The sequence below is a fragment of the Sphingomonas tagetis genome (genome assembly GCF_024211275.1).
GTDB classification, from domain to species: domain Bacteria; phylum Pseudomonadota; class Alphaproteobacteria; order Sphingomonadales; family Sphingomonadaceae; genus Sphingomonas; species Sphingomonas tagetis.
This window is the reverse complement of record NZ_JAMLDX010000001.1, coordinates 120,865-144,322: the sequence shown is the minus strand read 5'-3', so window position 1 is coordinate 144,322 and position 23,458 is coordinate 120,865. Positions and strand designations below refer to the sequence as shown.

Annotated in this window: 21 protein-coding genes; 12 read left to right on the top strand and 9 right to left on the bottom strand. The window is 66.2% G+C overall.

The window, feature by feature from the left end; genetic code table 11:
* Positions 1 to 30 precede the first annotated feature (30 nt).
* Positions 31 to 369 (top strand): DMT family protein, encoded by a 339-nt coding sequence (locus tag M9978_RS00735; RefSeq protein ID WP_254290876.1) that lies wholly within the window; start codon positions 31 to 33, stop codon positions 367 to 369.
* 1 nt (position 370) lies between these two features.
* On the opposite strand, the gene M9978_RS00730 is transcribed toward M9978_RS00735, so the two are convergent.
* Positions 371 to 1,522, bottom strand: coding sequence for an isovaleryl-CoA dehydrogenase (locus M9978_RS00730; RefSeq protein ID WP_302053747.1), 1,152 nt, complete (start codon positions 1,520 to 1,522; stop codon positions 371 to 373).
* A gap of 104 nt (positions 1,523 to 1,626) precedes the next feature.
* Here M9978_RS00730 and M9978_RS00725 point away from each other — a divergent pair, with 104 nt between their 5' ends.
* From M9978_RS00725 to M9978_RS00705, 5 genes are all read left to right on the top strand, one after another.
* Positions 1,627 to 2,484, top strand: coding sequence for a LysR family transcriptional regulator (locus M9978_RS00725; RefSeq protein WP_254290874.1), 858 nt, complete (start codon positions 1,627 to 1,629; stop codon positions 2,482 to 2,484).
* Positions 2,485 to 2,534: 50 nt separating this feature from the next.
* Positions 2,535 to 2,990, top strand: coding sequence for a MaoC family dehydratase (locus M9978_RS00720; RefSeq protein ID WP_254290873.1), 456 nt, complete (start codon positions 2,535 to 2,537; stop codon positions 2,988 to 2,990).
* Positions 2,987 to 3,496, top strand: coding sequence for a (2Fe-2S)-binding protein (locus M9978_RS00715; protein WP_254290872.1), 510 nt, complete (start codon positions 2,987 to 2,989; stop codon positions 3,494 to 3,496). Before M9978_RS00720 ends, M9978_RS00715 begins: the two co-directional genes overlap by 4 nt.
* Before the next feature lie 108 nt (positions 3,497 to 3,604).
* Positions 3,605 to 4,501, top strand: coding sequence for an RcnB family protein (locus M9978_RS00710; protein WP_254290871.1), 897 nt, complete (start codon positions 3,605 to 3,607; stop codon positions 4,499 to 4,501).
* A gap of 88 nt (positions 4,502 to 4,589) precedes the next feature.
* A complete protein-coding gene (locus M9978_RS00705) occupies positions 4,590 to 5,291 on the top strand; it encodes a 2OG-Fe(II) oxygenase (protein WP_254290870.1) in 702 nt (233 codons plus the stop codon).
* A gap of 40 nt (positions 5,292 to 5,331) precedes the next feature.
* On the opposite strand, the gene M9978_RS00700 is transcribed toward M9978_RS00705, so the two are convergent.
* The 4 genes from M9978_RS00700 to M9978_RS00685 all read right to left on the bottom strand — a co-directional run bounded on the left by M9978_RS00700 (position 5,332) and on the right by M9978_RS00685 (position 9,960).
* On the bottom strand, positions 5,332 to 5,721 hold the full coding sequence (locus M9978_RS00700) for a response regulator (protein WP_254290869.1): 390 nt from the start codon (positions 5,719 to 5,721) through the stop codon (positions 5,332 to 5,334).
* A gap of 53 nt (positions 5,722 to 5,774) precedes the next feature.
* The gene (locus M9978_RS00695; protein WP_254290868.1) at positions 5,775 to 8,201 is read right to left on the bottom strand and encodes an ATP-binding response regulator; all 2,427 of its coding nucleotides are present in this window, start codon (positions 8,199 to 8,201) and stop codon (positions 5,775 to 5,777) included.
* On the bottom strand, positions 8,201 to 9,463 hold the full coding sequence (locus tag M9978_RS00690; RefSeq protein ID WP_254290867.1) for a GGDEF domain-containing phosphodiesterase: 1,263 nt from the start codon (positions 9,461 to 9,463) through the stop codon (positions 8,201 to 8,203). The genes M9978_RS00695 and M9978_RS00690 overlap by 1 nt, the downstream gene beginning before the upstream one ends.
* A gap of 356 nt (positions 9,464 to 9,819) precedes the next feature.
* Positions 9,820 to 9,960, bottom strand: a complete 141-nt coding sequence (locus M9978_RS00685; RefSeq protein WP_254290866.1) for a hypothetical protein — start codon at positions 9,958 to 9,960, stop codon at positions 9,820 to 9,822.
* 43 nt (positions 9,961 to 10,003) lie between these two features.
* Between M9978_RS00685 and M9978_RS00680 the strand changes: the two genes are divergently transcribed.
* The 5 genes from M9978_RS00680 (at position 10,004) to M9978_RS00660 (ending at position 16,186) form a co-directional block, all read left to right on the top strand.
* Positions 10,004 to 11,311: a UDP-glucose dehydrogenase family protein gene (locus M9978_RS00680; RefSeq protein ID WP_254291295.1), complete on the top strand. Its 1,308-nt coding sequence runs from the start codon at positions 10,004 to 10,006 to the stop codon at positions 11,309 to 11,311.
* An 83-nt stretch (positions 11,312 to 11,394) separates the two neighbouring features.
* On the top strand, positions 11,395 to 12,291 hold the full coding sequence (gene cysD / locus M9978_RS00675) for a sulfate adenylyltransferase subunit CysD (protein WP_254290865.1): 897 nt from the start codon (positions 11,395 to 11,397) through the stop codon (positions 12,289 to 12,291).
* Complete coding sequence (gene cysN / locus M9978_RS00670) at positions 12,291 to 14,204, top strand: sulfate adenylyltransferase subunit CysN (RefSeq protein WP_254290864.1); 1,914 nt, start codon at positions 12,291 to 12,293, stop codon at positions 14,202 to 14,204. The genes cysD and cysN overlap by 1 nt, the downstream gene beginning before the upstream one ends.
* Positions 14,205 to 14,226: 22 nt before the next feature.
* A complete protein-coding gene (locus M9978_RS00665) occupies positions 14,227 to 14,946 on the top strand; it encodes a 3'(2'),5'-bisphosphate nucleotidase CysQ (protein ID WP_254290863.1) in 720 nt (239 codons plus the stop codon).
* 88 nt (positions 14,947 to 15,034) lie between these two features.
* The gene (locus M9978_RS00660) at positions 15,035 to 16,186 is read left to right on the top strand and encodes an SET domain-containing protein-lysine N-methyltransferase (RefSeq protein WP_254290862.1); all 1,152 of its coding nucleotides are present in this window, start codon (positions 15,035 to 15,037) and stop codon (positions 16,184 to 16,186) included.
* Here the strand turns inward: M9978_RS00660 and M9978_RS00655 are convergent.
* The 4 genes from M9978_RS00655 to lepA all read right to left on the bottom strand — a co-directional run bounded on the left by M9978_RS00655 (position 16,183) and on the right by lepA (position 22,643).
* Positions 16,183 to 16,839 carry a hypothetical protein gene (locus M9978_RS00655; RefSeq protein WP_254290861.1) on the bottom strand — a complete coding sequence of 219 codons (657 nt, stop codon included), beginning with the start codon at positions 16,837 to 16,839 and terminating at the stop codon, positions 16,183 to 16,185. The genes M9978_RS00660 and M9978_RS00655 overlap by 4 nt on opposite strands.
* A 53-nt stretch (positions 16,840 to 16,892) precedes the next feature.
* Positions 16,893 to 18,758: a sensor histidine kinase gene (locus M9978_RS00650; protein ID WP_254290860.1), complete on the bottom strand. Its 1,866-nt coding sequence runs from the start codon at positions 18,756 to 18,758 to the stop codon at positions 16,893 to 16,895.
* Positions 18,758 to 20,620: an EAL domain-containing response regulator gene (locus tag M9978_RS00645; protein WP_254290859.1), complete on the bottom strand. Its 1,863-nt coding sequence runs from the start codon at positions 20,618 to 20,620 to the stop codon at positions 18,758 to 18,760. Before M9978_RS00645 ends, M9978_RS00650 begins: the two co-directional genes overlap by 1 nt.
* A gap of 214 nt (positions 20,621 to 20,834) precedes the next feature.
* Positions 20,835 to 22,643 carry a translation elongation factor 4 gene (gene lepA / locus M9978_RS00640; protein WP_254290858.1) on the bottom strand — a complete coding sequence of 603 codons (1,809 nt, stop codon included), beginning with the start codon at positions 22,641 to 22,643 and terminating at the stop codon, positions 20,835 to 20,837.
* 67 nt (positions 22,644 to 22,710) lie between these two features.
* Here lepA and M9978_RS00635 point away from each other — a divergent pair, with 67 nt between their 5' ends.
* Positions 22,711 to 23,427, top strand: a complete 717-nt coding sequence (locus M9978_RS00635) for a DUF72 domain-containing protein (RefSeq protein WP_254290857.1) — start codon at positions 22,711 to 22,713, stop codon at positions 23,425 to 23,427.
* Positions 23,428 to 23,458: the final 31 nt, after the last annotated feature.

The window sequence follows — 23,458 nt, the reverse complement described above, 5'->3', positions numbered from 1 at the left end:
CTCGCGCACATCGTCGCCAAGGGAGCCATCATGCTGACCATCCTGCTGCTCGTCGCATCCAACATCTTCATGACCATCGCCTGGTATTGGCACCTCGGCAAAGGCGGACTCGAAAAGCCGCTGCTCACCGTGATCCTGATCTCCTGGCTGATCGCCGGGGTCGAATATTGCTTCGCCGTCCCGGCCAACCGCGTCGGCTTCCTCGCCGGCTGGACACCGGGCCAGCTCAAGATCGCGCAGGAGGCGATCGCGCTGACCGTGTTCGGCGTGTTCATGGTCACCGTGCTCGGCGAAGCGCTGCACTGGCGCCACTTCGCCGCGTTCGGCTGCATCATGGCCGGCGTGGCCTTCCTGTTCGTGGGCAAATAGCTCACGCCGCGCCGATCAGCTCGCGACCGATCAGCATTCGGCGGATCTCGTTGGTCCCCGCCCCGATGTCGAGCAGCTTGGCGTCGCGCAGGAAGCGTTCGACCGGCCAGTCCTTGGTATAGCCCGCGCCGCCCAGCGCCTGCACCGCCTCGCCCGCGACCTTGAACGCATTCTCGCTCGCCAGCAGGATCGCGCCCGCCGCGTCGAAGCGCGTGGTCCGCCCGGCATCGCACGCCTGCGCCACCGCATAGACATAGGCCCGCGCCGAGTTGAGCGCGACATACATGTCGGCGACCTTGGCCTGCATCAGCTGGAACGAGCCGATCGCCTGTCCGAACTGCTTGCGCTCGCGAAGGTACGGCAGCACCACGTCGAGGCACGCCTGCATGATGCCGAGCTGAATGCCGGCGAGCACAGTGCGCTCATAGTCGAGGCCCGACATCAGCACGCCGACGCCGCCGTTGAGCGGCCCCATGACATTCTCTTCGGGCACTTCGCAATCGTCGAACACCAGCTCGGCGGTCGGCGAGCCGCGCATCCCCATCTTGTCGATCTTCTGCCCGATGCTGAAACCGGGCATGTCCTTCTCGATCAGGAAGGTGGTGATGCCGCGCGAGCCCTCACCGGTCTTGGCATAGACGACCAGCGTGTCGGCATAGGCCGCGTTGGTGATCCAGAACTTCGTGCCGTTGAGGATGTAGCGGTCGCCCTTGTGCTCGGCGCGCAATTTCATGCCGACGACGTCGCTGCCAGCGCCGGCCTCGGACATCGCCAGCGATCCGACATGCTCGCCGGAGATCAGTTTGGGCAGATATTTCGCCTTCTGCTCGGGCGACGCCCAGCGGCTGATCTGGTTGACGCACAAATTCGAGTGCGCGCCATAGCTCAGGCCGATCGACGCCGAGGCGCGGCTGACTTCCTCGCACGCGATGACATGCTCGAGATAGCCGAGGCCGAGGCCGCCAAATTCCTCGCTGACGGTGATGCCGTGCAGCCCGAGCTCGCCCATCGCGGTCCACAGCTCGTCGCGCGGGAACCAGTCGTCGGCATCGATCTTCGCGGCGAGCGGCTCGATCCGCTCCTTGGCAAAGCGCTGCGTAGTGTCGCGGATCATCTCTGCGGTTTCGCCGAGCGCGAAGTCCATCTGGGGCAGGCTCATACGCTCTCCTGGATCGTCAAGTTCGTTGAACGCAGCATATCGCGTCGTGGTGCCCGAGAAAAATTGAAAGGCAGCGCGCAACAGTATAGATGTGATCTATGATAGACCGCTATTTGCTGCGCTATTTTCTCGCCGTGATCGATAACGGCAGCTTCACCGCGGCGGCCAATCAGGTGAATGTGACGCAGCCCACGCTCTCCGCCGGCATCGCCAAGCTGGAGCGCGAGGCGGGCGCGAAGCTGCTCCGCCGCAACAGCCAGCGCGTCGAGCTGACCGAGGCGGGCGCGCGCTTCGCCGTGCATGCGCGGCGGATCGAACGCGAATTTCATCTGGCGCAGGCGTCGATCACGGGACTCGCCCCGGTCGATACGCTGCGGCTGGGCGTGCTCTCGACGATCGCCACGGCCGAGCTGTCCGCGCTGGTCGTGACGCTGGCGCAGACCGCGCCCGGCGTCCGCGTCGAACTGCTTGAAGGCAATGAACGGAGCCTCACGCAATATCTCGCGCGCGGCCGCATCGACCTTGCGCTGACGATCGTGCGCGATGCCGATGCCGAACCCTTGCGCACCGAAGGCTATGCGCTCGCCCTCCCCAGCGCGCATCCGCTCGCCGCCGAGCCCTCGCTGCCCGGCGAGGCGATGGCGGGCGAGACGATGATCGTGCGCCGTCATTGCGAGGCATTGTCCGAAACCAGCCGCTATTTCACGCAGCGCGGCATCCGCCCCTTCTTCGCGCTGCGCACCACCAATGACGATCGCGCGCTCGACATGGTCCGCGCCGGGCTCGGCGTGACGGTCGTCCCCGCCTCTCACCGCCACGCCGGCGTCGCCAGTCCGGCGCTGACCGGTTTCGACCTCACGCGCACGCTTGGGCTTGTCTGGGGCGAGGATGCCGCACGGCTGCGCGACGATGCCGAACCGCTGCTCGACGCATTGCGCGCTCAGTTCGGGGGCTGACACGCGCCGCTCATCGGCTATTTGAACGCAAACCAAGCGGGAGACGACGAATGGCGGGCCGGTTTTATGACGAATGGCAAATCGGCGACCGCATCGTCCACGACCTGCGCCGCACGGTGACCGAGACCGACAATCTGCTCGTCTCGACGCTCACGCACAATCCGCAGCCGCTACACCTGGATGCCGAAGCGGCGGGCGCGAGCGAGTTCGGCCGTATCCTCGTCAACGGCACCTTCACCTTCGCGCTGCTGGTCGGCATCTCAGTCGGCGACACCACGCTCGGCACACTGATCGCCAATCTCGGCTATGACGAGGTGCGAATGCCCAAGCCGGTGTTCATCGGCGACACGCTGCGCGCCGAGACCGAAGTGGTCGAACTGCGTCCGTCGAAGTCGCGCCCCGGCCAGGGCATCGTCACCTTCAAGCATGTGATGCTCAACCAGCGCGACGAGATCGTCTGCACCACGCTCCGCAGCGCCTTGCTGCGCTCCAAACCCGCAGCATGACCCGGTTCACCGTCAACAACCAGCCGGTCGAATACAAGCTCGACGCGCGCACCCCGCTGCTCTGGGCGCTGCGCGACGCTTCCAACCTCACCGGCACCAAATATGGCTGCGGCTCTGGCGATTGCGGCGCGTGCACGGTCGATATCGACGGCGCAGCGGTGCGGTCGTGCCAGGTGACGATCGGCTCGATCGAGGGCACCTTCGTCACCACGATCGAGGGGCTGTCGGACAATCGCGATCACCCGGTCCAGCGCGCCTTTCTCGACGCCAATGTCGGCCAGTGCGGCTATTGCATTCCCGGCATGGTGATGACCGCCGCCGCGTTGCTGCGCAAGAACCGCAACCCTTCGGACGAGGACATCAAGGCGGCGATCACCAACCTCTGCCGCTGCGGCATCTACCCCCGGCTGGTCGAAGCGGTCGGCCGCGCGGCGCGGCTGGCGCGCGGCGAGGACGATGCCGGCGACGAGGCCGAAAGCACTGCGCCGGCGGCCGCCACCGAATAGTGAATCCTTTCGCAATGCTGTCAGTGCAATTCAGAGACGCGTCAGCCGACTCGGTCCAATAGTGCGTTATTCTGAATGCCGGCGCTCTGCCGGGAGCGGAGGACACAAATGAAGAAGTTTATCCTGGCCGCGCTGATCGGTGCGACCATTTTGACCCCGGTGGCGGCGTCCGCGCAGGAGCGCGGTCAGTGGCGCGGCCGCGGCGGCGGCGAAGCCCGTCAGGGCGGCGGCGAGCGTCCGCAGCGCCAGTGGAGTGGCGGCGAGCGCCAGCAGCGTCAGGCTCAGGCGCCGCAACAGCAGCAGGCTCAACCGCAGGTACAGGCCCAGCCGCAGCAGCGTCAGTGGAGTGGCGGCGGCGACCGTCAGCGCCAGTGGAGCGGCGGCGAGCGTCCGCAGCGCCAGTGGAGCGGCGGCGATCGTCAGCAGCGCCAATATCAGGCGCCGCAGCAGCAGGCTGCACCGCAGATCCAGCAGCAGCCGCGCCGCGACTGGAGCCAGCAGCGTCAGGCCGACGGCCAGCGCCGCGACTGGCAGGGCCAGCGTCAGGCCGATGGCCAGCGCCGCTATGACGGACAACGCCGCTACGATGGCCAGCGCCAGTATGACGGCCAGCGCCGTTATGATGGACAGCGCCAGTATGACGGGCAGCGTCGCTACAGCGGTCAGCAGCAGTATCGGCGTGGCGACACGCGCGACTGGAGCCGCGGCTGGCGTCAGGACCGCCGCTACGACTGGGGCAGCTATCGCCAGTACAACCGCAACGTCTATCGCCTGCCGCGCTACTATGCGCCGTCGGGGTGGAATTACGGCTACCGGCGTTTCTCGATCGGCCTGACCCTGGGCTCGATGCTGTTCTCGCCGAGCTACTGGATCAACGATCCGTTCTACTACCGCCTGCCGCCGGCCTATGGCCCGTATCGCTGGGTGCGTTATTACAACGATGCGCTGCTGGTCGATATCGAGACCGGTGAGGTGATCGACGTCGAGTACGACATCTTCTGGTAAGCGATTGCCCGAAGTCACGCACGGGAGGCCCGGCCGGCAACGGCCGGGCCTCTTGCGTTTCCGCGGCTCCTCGGCAAATTGCCGCGCGATGAGCATCTTCGCGAAGAAACCCCCGATCGGCGGCGGCTCGCTTGCCCGTGCGCGCGTCTCGGCCCAGGTCGCCACCCGGCTCGAGGCCAATCCCGCGATCCGCAAGGCCAAGGTCGAGAATGCGCAGGTCTATTATTATCCCGGCTTCCTCGACGACCGCGACTGCGACACGCTGATCCGGCTGATCGACACCAACCGCCGACCATCGACCCTGCTCGCCGCGTCCGACGACCCCTATTTCCGCACCAGTGAGAGCTGCGATCTCGACCGTTGGTCGCCGGAAGTGCGCCCGATCGACGAGCGCATGGCCAATCTGATCGGCGTGCCGCCCGAACATGGCGAGACGATGCAAGGGCAGCGCTATGCCCCCGGCCAGCAATTCCGCGCGCATTATGACTGGTTCGCCGAGAATCAGGATTATTGGGCGGCGATGAAGGCGTCGGGCGGCCAGCGCACCTGGACGGCGATGATCTACCTCAACGATGTCGAAGAAGGCGGCGCGACCTGGTTCCCCCAGGCCGGCGTCCGCGTCGCGCCCAAGCGCGGCCTGCTGCTCGCCTGGAACAACATGAAGCCCGACGGCGCGCCCAACCCGGCGACGCTGCACGAGGGCACGCCGGTGGTGAAAGGCGTCAAGTACATCATCACCAAATGGTTCAGGGAACATCCCTGGATCAACATGCCGATCCAGACATATTGATTGGTTGGCGGCGCCAGCCCGCCCGCCGATCCGGCAAAAGCTAGATCAGCATCCCGTCGCCGCTGCGCTGTGCCAGCACGCGGCCGATCGTGTCGAACAGATCGTCCATCGCCACCGGCTTGAACAGCACCTCGTCGGCGCCCGCCGTCATGCAGCGTTCGCGCAGGTCCACGGCAGTGTCAGCGGTTACCACGATCACCGGCAGCTCGGCCTTCTGATCGCCGCGCGCACGGATGCGCTCGATCGCTTCGATCCCGTCCATGCCCGGCATGCGCAGATCGACCAGGATGACGTCGAAATCCTCTTCGTCGATCCGCTTGAGCCCCGCTTCGGCATGCTCGGCTTCCGCCATGTTCGCCCCGGCGACGTCGAGCATGTCGCGAACGACCCGCCGGTTCATCGGATCATCCTCGATGAACAGGATATTCATTGGCGGATCGTCGCCAGATTGCGGGGCCGTGAGGTCATATGTGTGCTATCGCTCTAAGCCGCCTGCGATTCAAGCTTACCGTCTCCACTGCGACGATGATTTTCTTGCGCGCCGGCAATCAGCGCCTCGATAAGTGCCGGGCCTGCAACGGGTTTCGCGACGATCGTGCCGACGCCGGTGCCGTTCAGGGCGGCGATCATTTCCTCATCCGGCTTGGCCCACAGCACCGCCGTGCGCGCACCCTTCTGCTTGGCTCGCTCGACCAGTGCGGCAAGCACCGCGACCGCATCCTCGCCCGCGGACTTCAGCGTCGCCTCGTCCGCGAGCAGAAGTGTAGGCTGGTCGTCGGGCACGCGATCGATCGCCTCGTCCGGGGTAGCGGCGAACTCGACCGCAGCGAATTTCGGCGTGAACATGGTGCGCAGCATGCCGCGCGCGATCGGGTTCTTGTCGAGCACGACGATCGTCTCGCCGCCTTGCGTTTCCGCATCGCTACCGGCTGGCGCCTCGACCAGCTTGAGCGGCAGATCGACGGTGAAGGTGGTCCCCTGACCCTCCACGCTGGCGACGGCGACCTCGCCTTCCAGCGCATGCGCGAGATTGCGCACGATCGCCAGACCAAGCCCGGTGCCGCCGAACTTGCGCGTCGTGCCCGAATCCGCCTGCTTGAAGGATTCGAAGATTTCCTCATGCTTATCGGCTGGAATGCCGATGCCGCTGTCCGACACCGCCAGCCGCAGCCGTTCGCCCTCGGCCACCGCGCGCACGCCAATCTCGCCGGCTTCGGTGAACTTGACCGCGTTCGACAGCAGGTTGAACAGCATCTGGCGCAGCCGACCGCTGTCGGTCTCGATCCAGCGCGGCGCGTCGGCGAAATCGAGCTTGAACCCGACATTCTTGGCGCGCGCCTGCTCGTCCCACATCCGCGTCACGTCGCGCAGCGTGGCGTGGAGGTCGGTCGCTGCAAGCTCGACGGTCAGATTGCCCGTCTCCATCTTGGCGACGTCGAGAATGTCGTCGACCAGCGCGCGCATCGTCATGCCCGCGCCATGCACGATCCCCAGCCGGTCGCGCGTCGCCGCCGGCACCGCAGGGTCACGCAGCATGATCTGGGTCATGCCGAGGATGCCGTTCAATGGCGTGCGGATCTCGTGGCTGGTCGTCGCCAGGAATTCGGTCTTGGCCTTCAACGCCTTTTCGAGGGCCACATTGGTCTGGTTGAGTTCGGTGTTGGCCGCACGCACCTGGTTTCGGCTGCGGCGGATCGTGAACAGGCCGATGCTCAGCAGCACGATGATCACCAGCGTCGCGCCGCCCAGTCCGAGGAAGATCGTGCGCTGGAACTCGGCCGCCTTGCGCAGTTCTTCGGCCTTCAGGTTCGCGATGCGCAGTTCCTGATTGGCATAGTCGAACCGCGCCGCCATCAGCGCCGTGCTGGTCGTGGTGGCAAGCTTCGCCGTGTCGTCACCGAGCTTGCGCACGCGTTCGAGATGCGGGAGCGCCCGCGCGTCGTCACCGAGCGCCTTGTAGATGTTGTACGCGGTCAGATGCGCGTCGCGGAACGCGATCGGCGTTTCGGCGAGATTGACCCCGACGAAGCTGCGCTCGATCAGTGCCCGCGCGCGCGGAAGATCGCGATGACGGTAGGCCGAATCGGCGGCCAGCGTGAGCAGCCGCGCTTCTGAGCCCTTGCCGCTGCGGCGGATGATCGCCAGCCCCTCGCTGATGACCGTGTCCGCCTCGTCGAGCTTGTTCTCGACCATCAGCGAGCGTGCCAGATTGGCCAGGATCGGCGGCAGCACCGTCTCACTGCCCAGCGTTCGCGCAACGTTCAGCGCGCGGCGATATTGCGCCGTGGCCTCGGTCGCCCGCTCCATCTGCAGCAGCACGTTGCCACGGTTGTTGTAGAGGAACAGCAGGAGCTGCGGATCGCCTTCATAAATCTCCGCCGCCTGTTTGAGATATTTGTCGGCGCTCGCGAGATCGATGGCGTCGGTGTACAGCATCGCCATCGTCTGCAGCGCGATCGACTGGCTGCGCTTTTCGTTGACCTCGCCGAAAATCCGGAAGGCTTCCTGAAGCGACGCCAGCGCCTCGGCGGGTCGCGCCTGCGATTGCTGCACGCCAGCCCGCGCCAGCAACAGGTCGCCGCGCAGCTTGCTCGGCCCCGACGCGCCGCCGATCAGCCGGAGCGCCCTGGTGATCCGCGGCGCCGCCGCCTTGGCGTCGCGCGACCGGATCAGCGCTTCGCTTTGCAACCAGAGCGCGGTGGCCGCGGTGCGGTTGCGGGCGGTCACGTCCCCGATCGTCGCTGCACGCTGCTCGGCCTGAGTCGCCAGTGCGAGCGCCTGCGGCGGCTCGGACATCATCGCGGCCTTGGCACGCTCGTTCAGCGCGTCGGCCGCTTGCTGCTGAGCGGCAGCAGGAAGGGCAATGGCAAAAGCGGCGGCGAGCGCCAGGATCGTCAGCGAACGACGCATCAGCCGCTCTTGCGCCAGAATCCGTCGGGCCGCATGAAGCTCGGCCGCACCGCCGACACCGCCTTGTGCCCCTCTTCGTCGAGGAAGCGGACGAACGCGTCGAGCGCGATCGGACGGCTGATCAGGAAGCCCTGAACCATGTCGCAGCCCATCACGCTCAGCAGCGCCAGCGCGGCGGGCGTCTCGACGCCCTCGGCGGTGACTTCCATCTCCAGCGCGTGTGCCAGATCGATGGTCGAGCGCACGATCAGCGGATCGCGGTTGCTCGACGTCAGCTGCATCACGAACATTTTGTCGATCTTCAGCTCGGTCGCCGGCAGCTGCTTGAGATAGGCCAGCGACGACAGGCCAGCGCCATAATCGTCGATCGCCAGCGGAATGCCGATGTCGGAAAAGCGTTGCAGATGCGCGATGGCGCTGTCGGGATCGCGGATCACTGCGGTCTCGGTGATCTCGAACCCGATCTTGGCGCCCGAGTCCTGAACGATCCGGCACGCTTCGTTGACGAACGCGTCATCGGCCAGCAGCACGCCGGAGATATTGATGAACACCGGCATGTCGTGCCCGTGCGCGCGCATTACCTGCTGATCCGCGATCACCTGGCGCAGCGTCCAGATCGTCAGACCGGCGATTTCGCCGCATTCTTCCGCCGCGGCGATGAAATCGCCCGGAAGGATCAGGCCGCGCACCGGATGGCGCCAGCGGACCAGCGCCTCGGCTCCGGTCACCGCCTCGCGCCGCACATTCACCTTGGGCTGATATTGCAGGAACAGCTGTCCCGAGATGATCGCGCGCGGCAGTTCGCGCATCAGGCTGACCCGGTCGAGCGTCGCGTCGGCACTGGACAGGTCCAGCGTCACCACGCGCGCCTCGCTACGTGCCTGTTCGAGCGCCTGCTCCGCCGCTTCGGTCAGGCGGACATCGTCATCCTCGCCCGCCGGCATCGTCGCCAGGCCCCAGCGCAGCTGCACGACATGCCGTTCGCCATCAATGTCGAGCGACCGCGAAAAGATGCGGCAAAGACCTTCGATCACTGCCGTCGCCTGTTCGGCGGATTCGGCTTCGAAGCCAATCTCGACCAGCGCACGCCCGGCCGCCGACACGCGCAGCGTCGGCTCGGCTTCCAGAATGCGGTCGGCGATGTCGAGAACCAGCGTGTCGGCACGCGGCCGGCCGAGGTGGCGGCGGAGCGACTGGAAATTGGCGACTTCGCACAGCGCCAGCGCGCGCCACAGGCCGTTGGCGGCCGTCGAACGCGACATCGCACCCCGCGCCCCAAGTCCTGCACGCGCTCGTGGAAAGCTTGCCGGCGCGTCCAGACCCATTGGTAAACCGGCAGCCGTGATCGGCATCCGCGGAGGCGGATTCTGCGCAGCGGAGAGGTCGGCACGCTCGGACATCTCCACCGCGATAACGGCCAGACTTGAAGGAACCCTTAAGGACGAAACCCTCGCTGCGAGCAGCAGTTTGTTCACTATGGAACGTTAACAGTTGATTCAGCATTAATTTTAGGTTAACCCATTTTGGCGCGCGAGACGCGTGCAATGGGAGAATATTAATGTTCGTCTTCTTTCAGGAAGAGACCTACGGCGAAGGCCTTCGCCCCTGGTAACCTTCTTTAGCCCGGACAGTCGGCGCGGCGCTTAGGCTCCGCGTAGCACTCGTCCGGGCTGTTCTCCCCACTGAGATCGACGCGCATCCTGCTGGGATAGCGCGTTTTTTTATGCCTGCCGCGGCCGCCCTTGCCGTAGATCGCCATTCCGCTAAACCGCGCCCAGTCTGCGATCGAAAGGGACTTGTTCGTGCGCATAGCGATGATCGGTACGGGCTATGTGGGCCTGGTGTCGGGGGCGTGTTTTTCGGATTTCGGGCATGACGTGGTGTGTGTCGACAAGGACGCGCGCAAGATCGAATTGCTGCACCAGAATGTGATGCCGATCTACGAGCCGGGGCTGGCCGAGCTGGTCGCCTCGAACGTCAAGGCCGGCCGCCTCGCCTTCACCACCGATCTCGCGGCGGGCGTCAAGGGCGCCGACGCGGTGTTCATCGCGGTCGGCACGCCGAGCCGCCGCGGCGACGGCCATGCCGATCTCTCCTACGTCTTCGCCGCCGCCGAGGAGATCGTCGCGGCGCTCGACGGCCCGGCGGTGATCGTGACCAAGTCGACCGTTCCGGTCGGGACCGGCGACGAGGTCGAGCGGATCGTCGCGCGAATCGCGCCGGATAAGGGCATCACGGTCGTCTCCAACCCCGAATTCCTGCGCGAGGGCGCCGCGATCGAGGACTTCAAGCGGCCCGACCGCGTTGTCGTCGGCAGCGAGGACGAAGGCGCGAGCGAGGTGATGCGCGGCATCTACCGCCCGCTCTCGCTCAACCAGTCCGCCCCGGTGATGTTCACCGGCCGCCGCACCGCCGAGCTCATCAAATACGCTGCCAACGCCTTCCTCGCGGTCAAGATCACCTTCATCAACGAGATTGCGGATCTGTGCGAGGCGGTCGGCGCCGACGTGCAGGAGGTGTCGCGTGGCATCGGCATGGACAACCGCATCGGCCGCAAGTTCCTCAACGCCGGCCCCGGCTATGGCGGCTCGTGCTTCCCCAAGGACACGCTCGCGCTGCTCAAGACCGCCGACGACGCCGAGACGCCGCTGCGCATCGTCGAGGCGACGGTGCAGGTCAATGACAGCCGCAAGCGCGCGATGGGCCGCAAGGTGATCAAGGCGATGGGTGGCGAGGTGCGCGGCAAGACCGTCGCGATCCTCGGCCTCACCTTCAAGCCCAACACCGACGACATGCGCGACGCGCCGTCGATCGCGGTGATCCAAACGCTGCAGGACGCCGGCGCGATCGTGAAGGCTTACGATCCCGAGGGCGTCGAACAGGCGCGGAAAATGCTCAAGGATGTCGAGTTCACCGCCAGCCCCTATGCCGCCGCGGACGGCGCCGACGCACTGGTCATCGTCACCGAATGGGACGAGTTCCGCGCGCTCGACCTCACCCGCATGAAGGGCCTGCTCAACCGCCCGCTGCTGGTCGACCTGCGCAACATCTACCCCGCCGGCGAAGCACTGCGCGCCGGGTTCGAACTGGTCGGCATCGGCAAGGGGTAACGCAAGGGGGATGATGGCCGGCTGGGGCGGCCTAAACTTTATCTAGATCGCGCATGGGCTTCGCGCTCACTAGATCGCCGCCCATGCAGTCGCTTACCCATCTTTCCCGGCTCGAAGCCGAGAGCATCCATATCCTGCGCGAGGTCGTGGCCGAGGCCGAGCGCCCGGTGATGCTCTATTCGATCGGCAAGGACAGCGCGGTGATGCTTCACCTCGCCAAGAAGGCGTTCTTCCCCGCCCCGCCGCCCTTCCCGCTGCTCCATGTCGATACGACCTGGAAATTCCGCGACATGTACGCGCTGCGCGACCGCGCCGCGCGCGAGGCGGGGATGGAGCTACTTGTTTACAAGAACCCGGAAGCCGAGGCGCGCGGGATCAATCCGTTCGATCATGGCGGGCTGCATACCGATCTGTGGAAGACCGAAGGGCTCAAGCAGGCGCTCGACAAATATGGCTTCGACGCGGCGTTCGGCGGCGCGCGGCGCGACGAGGAGAAGAGCCGCGCCAAGGAGCGCGTGTTCAGCTTCCGCTCGGCCAGCCACCGCTGGGACCCCAAAGCGCAGCGCCCCGAGCTGTGGCGGCTCTACAATGCCAAGAAGGCGAAGGGCGAGAGCATCCGCGTCTTCCCGCTCTCCAACTGGACCGAGCTCGACATCTGGCAATATATTCGCGCCGAGGGGATCGAGATCGTGCCGCTCTATTTCGCCGCGCCGCGCCCGACCGTGGTGCGCGACGGCCTGACGATCATGGTCGATGACGAGCGTTTCCCACTCAACGGCGAGACGCCGGTCACGCGTTCGGTCCGTTTCCGCACGCTCGGCTGCTATCCGCTCACCGGTGCGGTCGAAAGCGAGGCCGCGACGCTGGACGACGTCATTCAGGAAATGCTGCTGACCACCACCAGCGAACGCCAGGGCCGCGCGATCGACCACGATCAGGCCGCGTCGATGGAGAAGAAGAAGCAGGAGGGCTATTTCTGATGACCTCCTCCTACCGCCCCGACGATCTGATCGCGACCGATATCGCCGAGTATCTGGCGCAGCATCAGTCGAAGTCGCTGCTGCGTTTCATCACCTGCGGCAGCGTCGATGACGGCAAGTCTACACTGATCGGCCGCCTGCTCTACGACAGCAAGATGATCTTCGAGGATCAGCTCGCCGCGCTCGAGGCCGACAGCAAGAAAGTCGGCACGCAGGGGCAGGAGATCGACTTCGCGTTGCTGGTCGACGGCCTCGCCGCCGAGCGCGAGCAGGGTATCACGATCGACGTCGCCTATCGCTTCTTCGCGACCGAAAAGCGCAAGTTCATCGTCGCCGACACGCCGGGCCACGAGCAGTATACCCGCAACATGGTGACGGGCGCATCGACCGCCGACCTCGCCGTCATCCTCATCGACGCGCGCAAGGGCGTGCTCACCCAGACGCGCCGCCACTCCTATCTCGCGCACCTGATCGGCATCCGCCACATCGTGCTGGCGGTGAACAAGATGGATCTGGTGGGCTATGACCAGTCTGTGTTCGACGGGATCGTCGCCGACTATCGCGAGTTTGCCACCAGCATCGGCATCGACGACTTCACCGCCATCCCGATCTCGGGGTTCAAGGGCGACAACATCACCGCGCTCAGCGCCAATACGCCGTGGTTCACCGGCCCCGCGCTGATCGAGCATCTCGAAACGGTGCCGGTCGGCGTGGCTGGCGACACGCGCCCGTTCCGCCTGCCGGTGCAGTGGGTCAACCGCCCCAATCTCGACTTCCGCGGCTTTGCCGGCACGATCGCCAGCGGCTCGGTGAAGCCCGGCGATCAGGTGCGCATCCTGCCTTCGGGCCGCACCAGCACGGTCAGCCGCATCGTCACCTTCGACGGCGACCTTGCGCAGGCCGGCCCTGATCAGTCGGTCACGCTCACGCTTGCTGACGAGGTCGATTGTTCGCGCGGCGACGTCATCGTCGCCGCCGCCGAACCGCCCGAGGTCGCCGACCAGTTCAGCGCGACGATCGTGTGGATGGACCAGACGCCGCTGCTCCCGGGCCGCAGCTATTGGCTCAAGCTCGGCACGCAGACGGTCAGCGTCTCGATCCGCGAGCCCGAGCACGCAATCGACGTCAACACGCTGGCCAAGCTTTCGGCCAAGACGCTCAACCTCAACGACATCGGCGTTGCCGAGATCGCCACCGACCGCGGTATCGTGTTCGAGCCCTACGAGGTTAATCGCGACCTTGGCGGCTTCATTCTCATCGACAAGCTGACCAACGCCACCGTCGCCGCCGGCATGATCCGCCGCGCGCTGCGCCGGGCGCAGAATGTGCATTGGCAGGCGGTCGAGATCACGCGCGACCTCCATGCCGCGCAAAAGGGCCAGCAGCCGCGCCTGCTGTGGTTCACCGGCCTGTCCGGCTCGGGCAAGTCGACCATCGCCAATCTGGTCGAGAAAAAGCTGCACGCGATGGGCAAGCACAGCTTCCTGCTCGACGGCGATAATGTCCGTCACGGGCTCAACCGCGACCTCGGCTTCAGCGACGCCGACCGCGTGGAGAACATCCGCCGCGTCGGCGAGCTCGCCAAGCTGATGACCGATGCCGGGCTGATCGTGCTCACCGCCTTCATCTCGCCGTTCCGCGCCGAGCGCGAAATGGTGCGCAGCATGATCCCCGATGGCGAGTTCTTCGAGATCTTCATCGACACCCCGCTCGAGGAGGCAGAGCGCCGCGACGTGAAGGGCCTCTACAAAAAGGCCCGCGCCGGCGAGATCGCGAACTTCACCGGCATCTCCAGCCCCTATGAGGCGCCGGAAACCCCCGAAATCCGCATCGACACGTCACGTATCACGCCTGAACAGGCTGCCGAACTGATCATCGAGCATATCCTCGGCGTCTGGTCGCCGGTACTCTGACGGCGATGAGCGGGGCCGACGCATGACCGACGCGCAACTCGCGCGCGACATCGCCGATGCGGCGGGCGCGCTATTGCTGCGCGTGCAGGACGAGGGCGCGGACGGTGCGCGTGGCGATCGTGAGGCCAACCGGCTGATCCTCGACATGCTGCGCAGCGCACGGCCCGACGACCCGATCCTGTCCGAGGAATCGGTGGACGATCCCGCGCGGCTGTCGTCGCGCCGCGTATGGATCGTCGACCCGCTCGACGGAACGCGCGAATTCGCGGAAGGCCGCGACGACTGGGCCGTGCATATCGCGCTCGCGATCGACGGTGCGCCCGCGGTCGGTGCGGTCGCCCTTCCCCGCCGCGGCATCACCTTGGTCAGCGACGCGCTACCACCGCTGCCGCCCGCGGCCACGCCGCCGCGCATGCTGGTCAGCCGCACCCGGCCCAGCCAGCTTTGCACCGCGGTCGCGCAAGCCTTGCCCGCAACCCCGATCGGCATGGGTTCGGCCGGGGCGAAGGCAATGGCGGTCGTGCTGGGCGAAGCGGAAATCTACCTCCATTCGGGCGGCCAGCATCAATGGGACAACTGCGCACCGGTCGCGGTCGCGCTCGCCGCCGGTTTGCACGCGAGCCGCATCGACGGCGCCCCGCTGCATTACAACGAGGCCTCGACCAGCATCCCCGACCTGCTCATCTGCCGCCGCGAACTCGCCGATTCGGTGCTCGAACTCGTCGCTCGCCATCCCCGCTGATTCGCCGCGACTCGTGGAGTCACCACGAGTCGTGCTTTGACGACGGTAAATAAACAAGGTAAACGGCTCTTCACATAAGGGGGGCCGAGTGACGACCGATATCTGGTTCCTGATCGCGATGAGCTTCAGCTTCGCGGCCTATGGAGTCTATCTGCTCGGCCTGCGCCGGCAGATCGTCCAGCCCAATCGCGCCTCCTGGCTGATCTGGAGCGCGTCGGCCTCGATCGAGGCGCTGACCTATTACGCGGTCAATCCCGGTGCGCCGCAGGGCTGGGTGTTCCTGCTCTCCGCAATCTGCTGCATCGCCGTCACGCTCGCGCTGTGGCGCCGGTCGAGCTGGGCGCCGCCGACCACGATCGAGGCCTTCTGCATGGCGGCCTGCCTCGTCGCCCTGATCCTGTGGGTCGCCTTCCGCGAAGCCTTTTGGGCGCACATGCTGGTCGTCGCCGCCGTACCGGTCAGCTTCTGGCCGACCTGGGCGAGCGTCTGGCAGGACCGCAGCCGCGAGCGCTCGCCCGCCTGGGGCCTGTGGACGATCGGCGACCTCGCCACGCTGTTCGTCGCGGTGCGCGCCGGCGGCACCGGCACCGACGAGCTCGCCTATATCTTCGTCGAACTGGCCTGCCACGCCAGCATCTGGTTCATGATCGGCCTCGCCACGATCAACCCGCTGCGCTCGCTTGGCTGGAAGCGCGGCGGCTTCCTGATCCTCGACCGCTACCGCCACAGCCGCAACCTGTTCGCGGTGGGCGAGAACCATCTCGGCAAGGCGGTCTATGCGACGGTGCGCTTCGCCGAGGGCGCGGAGCTGATGCGCTTCACCGGCCGCCGCTTCCGCACCAACGAGATCCCCAGCCTGATGCGCGGCAGCGACGACCGCTTCGTGCAGGTGACGCCCGACCATTATATGGGGCCGTCCGGCCAGCTCGACGATCTCGTCAACCACAGCTGCGACCCCAATGCCGGGCTGCGCTTTACCGAGGACGGCGTGATCCTGGTCGCGATCCGCGACATCGCCAGCGGCGACGAGATCAGCTGGGACTATTCGACCACGCTCGCGCAATCCAATTGGCACATGATCTGCCAGTGCCGCAGCGACGCCTGCCGCCGCGTGATCGGTAATTTCGACACGCTCGAAGCCGACCGCCAGGAGTTCTTCCGCGCCCGCAACCTCGTCGCGCCCTATCTACGGCGCAAGGACGCGGTGACGCCGGCGCGCAAGGCGGGCTGGGGGCGTTAGGGCATAGGCGGCAACGGCTCGCGCAACGGCTTGCGTGGTCCGGCCAGTTCGCGGTCCATGTCCGCAGCAATCGCGCGCGAGTCCGCATCGCCTTTGCTGCGCAGCAAATCGCGCCGCGCCACCAGCCGCGCGCGTCGCGCCGCCTCGGGCAAAGCGGCGATGGCGACATATTCCCGCACCGCCTTGACCCAGCGCGCGTCGAGCGACGGCACGTCCTCTGCGGTGCGCGCAAACGGCGCGCTGATCGCCTGCCATTCGCCATCGCGCTTGGTCAGGAACAGCAGCAGCGTCATGCCCTTGGCAAAGATGTAACGGTTGCACGCGCCACTGAACGCATCGGGATTGGCCTGCGCCAACTCGGCCGGGTCGCTCCGCGTCGCCTTCGCAGGTCCCGCTTCCAGCCAGCCCGGCATCGTGATGCGGAGCGGCAGGCTCTGGCCTTTCAGTGACAGGATCAGCGCCAGCGTCAGTCGTTCATCCCGTGCTGAAGGTCTTGCCGCCACACCGCCTTCGACGCGCGCGAGCACGATCGCATCGGCTCGTTGGGTCAGTTCGAGCGTGCTCGGAATGCGATACCCCTGCACGACCGAACAGGCAGTGGCGGGCAAGGCGGTAGCGGCCAGTGCAGCAGCAAGCGACAAGCGGAACAGCATCGCGACGATCTAGATGGCTCTGGCTGAACCCAACAGAGACAAAGCCTGACGCCTCAGGCCGCCGCTTCCGCGCGCATCGCGTCCGACGCCTGCAATGTCAGCACCGCCCGCGCGCCATAGCCCTTGCCCTCGCTCTTCAGCGTCAGACTGCCACCCATCGACAGCATCGAGTTGGCGCACCAGTGCAGCCCCAGCCCGCCGGTCTTGCTGGCGCGCGTCGAAAAGCCGCGCTGGAACAGCTGGGACGCCGCTTCCGGATCGAACCCCTCGCCATCGTCGCGGATCAGCACTTCGACATGACCGTCCTTCTGGTGGATGGTCACCGCGATGCTGCCCCCGTCCCGCCCGGTCGCGGTGATCGCCTCGGCGGCGTTGGCGAACAGGTTGCCGATCACCTGACTCAACAGCACACGGTTCGCCTGCACCCAATGCGGTTTGGACGGGAAGTGGAAGGCGATCGAACTCGCGCCCGAATAGCGCGCGATCGTCGCGTTGCGCGCGACGACATCGGTGACGTCGCAGGTGTCGAGCGGCGGCCGCTCGTGCGCCTGCTCCTGCTGCCGTCCGATGATCTCGAGGACATTGTGCAGCGCGTCGCGGCCGATCTCCATCTGCCCCTTGCGGGTCGTGCGCGCCTGAGCTTCGCCCTCAAATGCTGCAGCAACGAACGCAGCAAGCTTCTGCCGCCGCGCCGCGGGAATGCCCTCGTCGGCCAGTTCCGCCAACGCACGGTCGAGCAGCGCCTTGTCCGCTGCCGGGGCCTGCGCCAGCCCCTGGCTCAGCACGGTGCTGATCGGGTTCAGCGCGTTGCGCACATTGTGCATCACCGCCACCGCGCTCTCCGACTGGCCGAGCTTGAACGACTGCGCCTCGACCTGCTCGCGCAGATCCTTGAGCTGGCTCAGCATCGCGTTGAAGCTGCCGACCATCCGCCCGATCTCGTCCTGCCGCGGCGTATCGACGAACGGCGTCAGATTGCCCGACTGACGCACCAGCCCCATATGCCGCTCGACGCGGTTCAAGGGGCGCAGCACCAGCCGCACGATCATCCAGCTCAGCACCGCCATCACCACCAGCAACAGCAGCGTCGTGCCCGCCACCGCCAGCGTCAGCATCGAACGGCCGAGCGCCGACAGGTCGCGGTGCACATCATAGGTCGCGCTCGCCACGGGCACGCCGTCCGGCCCGCGTACCGGCACCGCGACCGCCATCGTGCCGTTATGGCGGATCACCGTCGCGTCGGGCACCGGATGCGGCACGTCGAGCTTCGCCTGAAGCTGCAGCAAATTGGACAATTGCTGCGAGCTGATCAGGCGCGCCATCACCACATGCCCGCGCGGGCTCCCGCTGCCGTCGGTGCGCCGCACCTGCGCCACGCCGAACGCCGCGATCTGGTCGCCCAGCCGCACATAGAAGCTCGCCGAATTGTCCTTCGCCAGCGCCTTGCCGAAATCGATCCGCCCGATCGCGTCGAGCATCCGCCCGCGCATCGCCGGCTGGTCCCTGCCCGTCCCGATATCGAGCCAGCGCGCGATCACCACCTTCCCGGCGGGCGTCACATAAGCCATGCCGTTGACGCCGAGATTGACCATCGCCGAGGTCGCGAAGCTATCCTCCTCGAACGCGCGGTTGGGCGCGCCCATATAGTCGTAGCTCTCGTTCCAGTCGCCATAGTCGCGCACCGACGCCTGCACCTTGGATGCATATTCGGTCAGCGCCGCGCGCGTGCGTTCGATATGCCCCTCGACCGCCTGTTGCTCCAGCCGGTCGAAATTGGGTGTGATGACGAGTGCGAGCAGCAAGGTCACCGCGCCCGCGCCGAGCAGCCCGATCCCGGTCAGGATCGCGACCAGCTTCGCGCCGAGCGAGCGGGGAATGCGGCCACGCAGCCGCGTCCATGCGGCGCGCCTTTTCGCCATTATCCGTGCGTGCCGTTGCTCGCCGTGGCCTGCTCGATCACCGGCTCCATATACCGCTCATTGGCGATCTCGACCGCGACCGCGGCCTCCAGCGGCCGTGCGAGATAATAGCCCTGATAGTGGCTGCACCCGGCGACGCGCAGCGCCTGCAGATGCGCTTCGGTCTCGACGCCTTCGGCCACCACTTCCAGCCCCAGCGCATGGCCGAGATGGATGATCGAATGGACGATCGCCGCGCTCTCGCGCTCGCGGCCCATGCCGTCGATGAAGCTGCGGTCGATCTTCAGGCAATCCAGCGCGAATTTGCGGATATTGTAGAGGCTCGAATAGCCCGTCCCGAAATCGTCGAGCGCGATGCGGAAGCCCATCTGGCGCAGCCGGTAGAGCGTGTCGGCGGCGCGCTCGGCATTGTCGAAGATCGCGGTCTCGGTGATCTCGATCTGCAGCCGGCCCGGCTCGATCCCGGCATGCTGCACCCGCTCGACGACATGGCCGACGAAATTCTGACGACGAAACTGGCGCGGCGAGAAGTTCACCGACACATATTGCCCCGGCCACTGCGCCAGCATCTTGAGCGCCTCGTCGAGCACCCAGTCGCCCAGCTCGTGGATCAGGTTCGATTCCTCGGCGATCGGGATGAACAGGCCGGGCGAGATCTGACCATATTGCGGGCTGTTCCAGCGCAGCAAAGCCTCGAACGCCACCACTTCCATCTGCTCACGCGCGACGATCGGCTGATAGACCAGCCGCAGCTCGCCATTGGCGATCGCCTGGCTCAGCCCGCCCTCGATCTGGCGTCGGAAGCGGATCGATTCGTCCATGCTCTCGTCGAACACGCGCACCACGCCGCGGCCCGATTTCTTGGCTTCGTTGAGCGCCAGGTCAGCGCGGCGCATCACGTCGATCGGGTCATGCTGCATGCCCGGCTCGACGATGACGAGGCCGGCCGAAGCCGAACCCTGCACCGAATGGCCGAACACCGTGAACGTCGTCGCGCAGCATTTCAGCAGCTTCTCGACCGTCTCGACCGCCTCGCCCTCGCCGCCGACCTTCATCAGCATCGCGAACTCGTCGCCGCCCAGCCGCGCGACAAAGCCGTCGGTGACGCAATCCTGCACCACTTCGCACACCATGCGGATCAACTCGTCGCCGGCGACATGGCCGAACGTGTCGTTGACCAGCTTGAACCGGTCGAGGTCCATCATCGCCATGGCGAACGTGTCGGGGCCACGCACATGCTCGGTCAGCGCGCGCATGAAGGCGAGCCGGTTGGGCGCGTCGGTCAGGCTGTCGTGATTGGCGAGATGCGTCGCCTTGCTCTCGTTCGCGGCGAGCTCGGCCTTCTGCGCCTCCAGCGTCACCATCGCCGCCGCCAGCGCGTGGTCGACTTCCCAGCGCTTGCTCAGCGCCGTCGCGGTCTGCACCACCTCTTCGACCTGGAACGGCTTGGCGATGTAGAAGATCTTGTCCGCCGGCCCCGCCTCGCGGCTGATTTCCAGCGGCGAGAAGTCGGAATAGCCGGTGACGATGACGAGGTTGATGTCGGGATCGAGCGCGCGGATTCGCTTGGCGGTCTCCTTCCCGTCGATGCCCGGCGGCATGCGCACGTCGATGAACGCCACCGCATAGCGCTCGCCGCTCTCCAGCGAGGCCGCGACCGCCTCGACGCCCTCGAGTCCCTGCATGCAATGCGTCGCCTCGAACGACAGCTCGCCCGCGGGCGCCTCGACGGGTTCGTCGTCGCCGAACAGCTCCGCCGCCATCGCGTCGAGCGCGGCTGCCTTTTCCCCGCCGGTGCTCTTGAAGCACTGGCGATAGGATTGGTGCATCCCCGGTTCGTCGTCCACGATCAGAATGCGCAAGGCCGGTTCCCCCTAAATTCCTTGAAGAGGACGTAAGCGAGCAGGGTTAAGGGGGCGTAAAAGGGTTAACTTTCGTTGCATCCGACTTGGCACGAAAAAAGGGGCGCCGCGGCTCTCGCCGGGGCGCCCCGAAGTCAGGAGGGGATGATGCGTCACCGCATGGCCATTCAATGCCCCGGTGCGCCGTCCCAAACCACGGTCAGACTCTGACGCGCTATTCCTCGCCCATCCGCAGCGCGGCGATGAACGCCTCCTGCGGGATGCTGACCGAGCCATATTCGCGCATCTTCGCCTTGCCCTTCTTCTGCTTCTCCAGCAGCTTGCGTTTGCGCGTCGCGTCGCCGCCATAGCATTTCGCGGTCACGTCCTTGCGCATCGCGCTGATCGTCTCGCGCGCGATCACCTTGCCGCCGATCGCCGCCTGGATCGGGATCTTGAACAGATGGCGCGGGATCAGCTCCTTGAGCCGCTCGACCATCCCGCGCCCGCGCACCTCGGCGGTGGCGCGGTGGACGATCATGCTCAGCGCATCGACCGGCTCCTCGTTGACGAGGATGCCCATCTTCACCAGATCGCCCTCGCGATAGCCGATCTGCTCGTAATCGAAGCTGGCATAGCCCTTCGACAACGACTTCAGTCGATCGTAAAAATCGAACACCACCTCGTTGAGCGGCAGCTCATAGGTCACCTGCGCTCGCCCGCCGACATAGGTCAGGTTTTTCTGGATCCCGCGCCGGTCCTGGCACAGCTTCAGGATCGAGCCGAGATATTCGTCGGGGACATAGATCACCGCCTGAATCCACGGCTCGGCGATGCTCTCGATCTTGTTCGGCTCGGGCATGTCGGCGGGATTGTGCAGCTCGATATGCCCGCCGCCATGCGTCAGCTCGATCTGGTACACCACCGACGGCGCGGTGGTGATCAGGTCGAGATCGTACTCGCGCGTCAGCCGCTCCTGAATGATCTCCAGATGCAGCAGGCCCAGGAACCCGCAGCGGAAGCCGAAGCCCAATGCCGCCGACGTCTCCATCTCGAACGAGAAGCTGGCATCGTTCAATCGCAACTTCGAAATGCTCTCGCGCAGTTTCTCGAAGTCATTGGCATCGACCGGGAACAGCCCGCAGAACACCACCGACTGCACTTCCTTGAAGCCCGGCAACGCCTCCAGCGCCGGCCGCTTGGCGTCGGTCAGCGTGTCGCCGACGCGCGCCTGCGCCACTTCCTTGATCTGCGCGGTGATGAAGCCGATCTCGCCCGGGCCAAGGTCGGGCAGCTGCTCGATCTTGGGCCGGAACGCGCCGACGCGGTCGACCAGATGCGTCGTCCCGGCGGCCATGAACTTGATCTGCTGGCCCTTCCTGATCATCCCGTCGATCACGCGGACAAGGATGACGACGCCGAGATACGGGTCGTACCAGCTATCCACCAGCATCGCCTTGAGCGGCGCGCTGGCGTCGCCCTTCGGCGCCGGAATCCGCTCGACCACCGCGTTCAGGATCTCCTCGATCCCGATCCCCGCCTTGGCCGAGGCGAGCACCGCGTTCGAGGCGTCGATGCCGATCACTTCCTCGATCTCGTGGCGCACCTTTTCTGGCTCGGCGCTGGGCAGGTCGATCTTGTTGATGACGGGCACGATCTCATGGTCGTGCTCGATCGACTGATAGACGTTGGCGAGCGTCTGCGCCTCGACGCCCTGCGCAGCATCCACCACCAGCAGCGCGCCCTCGCACGCCGCCAGCGACCGGCTCACCTCATAGGCGAAGTCGACATGCCCCGGCGTGTCCATCAGGTTGAGGACGTAATCCAGCCCGTCCGGCCCCTTCCAGTCGAGGCGCACGGTCTGCGCCTTGATCGTGATGCCGCGCTCCTTCTCGATGTCCATATTGTCGAGCACCTGCTCGGACATCTCGCGCGCGGTCAGCCCGCCGGTGCGCTGGATCAGCCGGTCGGCCAGCGTGGACTTGCCGTGGTCGATATGGGCGATGATCGAAAAATTGCGGATACGGGAAAGGTCGGTGGCCATGATGGCGCGCGCTTAGCAGGGGGATGGCGGCGCAGGAACCCCCCGCGCCACGATGCGCTTGTGCGGCATGAGGCTGTACATCGGCACCGCCGCCTGGGCGCTCCCGCGCGACGTGCGCGACCGTTTCCCGGCGGGCGCGAGCAATCTCGAACGCTATGCCGGCCGTCTCAACGCCACCGAGATCAATTCGAGCTTCTACGGCCCGCACAAACGCGCCACCTATGAACGCTGGGCGGCGAGCGTGCCGGCGGACTTTCGCTTCGCCGTCAAGCTGCCAAAGGCGATCACGCACGAAGCGCGGCTGGCCGATTGCGACGCGCTGCTGACGCGCTTCGCCGAGGAAGCCGGCGGACTCGGCGAAAAGCGCGGGCCGATCCTCGTTCAGCTTCCGCGAAGCTTCGCGTTCGACGCGGCGCTCGCGGACCGCTTCTTCACCCGGCTCGCCGCCACTGCCGGCGGCCCGGTCGTGCTCGAACCGCGCCACGCGAGCTGGTTCGAGCCGCAGGCCGAGGCGCTGCTTACCGCGCACCGCATCGCCCGCGCCGCTGCCGATCCCGCACCGGCGCCGGTCGCTGGGGAGCCGGGCGGCTGGACCGGCCTCACCTATTTTCGCCTGCACGGGTCGCCGCAAATCTACCGCTCCCCCTATGACGACGCCGCGCTGGCGGCGTGGCTCGGCAAGGTACGCGCGGCGGTCGGCGAACGCTGGGTGGTGTTCGACAACACGATCAGCGGCGCGGCCACTCGTAACGCGCTGACTTTCCTCGATCTGACAAAGACATAGCCACTGCAACCAGCCTTTGCGGAAGCCGCGG

Excerpts from the sequence above, each read along its gene's own strand:
- M9978_RS00665 (WP_254290863.1), top strand. The coding sequence starts at position 14,227 with ATGACCGACGCGCAACTCGCGCGCGACATCGCCGATGCGGCGGGCGCG.
- lepA (WP_254290858.1), bottom strand. The coding sequence starts at position 22,643 with ATGGCCACCGACCTTTCCCGTATCCGCAATTTTTCGATCATCGCCCAT.
- M9978_RS00715 (WP_254290872.1), top strand. The coding sequence starts at position 2,987 with ATGACCCGGTTCACCGTCAACAACCAGCCGGTCGAATACAAGCTCGAC.
- cysN (WP_254290864.1), top strand. The coding sequence starts at position 12,291 with ATGACCTCCTCCTACCGCCCCGACGATCTGATCGCGACCGATATCGCC.
- M9978_RS00685 (WP_254290866.1), bottom strand. The coding sequence starts at position 9,960 with ATGGCGATCTACGGCAAGGGCGGCCGCGGCAGGCATAAAAAAACGCGC.
- cysD (WP_254290865.1), top strand. The coding sequence starts at position 11,395 with ATGCAGTCGCTTACCCATCTTTCCCGGCTCGAAGCCGAGAGCATCCAT.
- M9978_RS00690 (WP_254290867.1), bottom strand. The coding sequence starts at position 9,463 with ATGTCGCGTTCGACGGCCGCCAACGGCCTGTGGCGCGCGCTGGCGCTG.
- M9978_RS00705 (WP_254290870.1), top strand. The coding sequence starts at position 4,590 with ATGAGCATCTTCGCGAAGAAACCCCCGATCGGCGGCGGCTCGCTTGCC.
- M9978_RS00725 (WP_254290874.1), top strand. The coding sequence starts at position 1,627 with ATGATAGACCGCTATTTGCTGCGCTATTTTCTCGCCGTGATCGATAAC.
- M9978_RS00710 (WP_254290871.1), top strand. The coding sequence starts at position 3,605 with ATGAAGAAGTTTATCCTGGCCGCGCTGATCGGTGCGACCATTTTGACC.
- M9978_RS00700 (WP_254290869.1), bottom strand. The coding sequence starts at position 5,721 with ATGAATATCCTGTTCATCGAGGATGATCCGATGAACCGGCGGGTCGTT.
- M9978_RS00655 (WP_254290861.1), bottom strand. The coding sequence starts at position 16,839 with ATGCTGTTCCGCTTGTCGCTTGCTGCTGCACTGGCCGCTACCGCCTTG.
- M9978_RS00650 (WP_254290860.1), bottom strand. The coding sequence starts at position 18,758 with ATGGCGAAAAGGCGCGCCGCATGGACGCGGCTGCGTGGCCGCATTCCC.
- M9978_RS00635 (WP_254290857.1), top strand. The coding sequence starts at position 22,711 with ATGAGGCTGTACATCGGCACCGCCGCCTGGGCGCTCCCGCGCGACGTG.
- M9978_RS00735 (WP_254290876.1), top strand. The coding sequence starts at position 31 with ATGCTGACCATCCTGCTGCTCGTCGCATCCAACATCTTCATGACCATC.
- M9978_RS00720 (WP_254290873.1), top strand. The coding sequence starts at position 2,535 with ATGGCGGGCCGGTTTTATGACGAATGGCAAATCGGCGACCGCATCGTC.
- M9978_RS00695 (WP_254290868.1), bottom strand. The coding sequence starts at position 8,201 with ATGCGTCGTTCGCTGACGATCCTGGCGCTCGCCGCCGCTTTTGCCATT.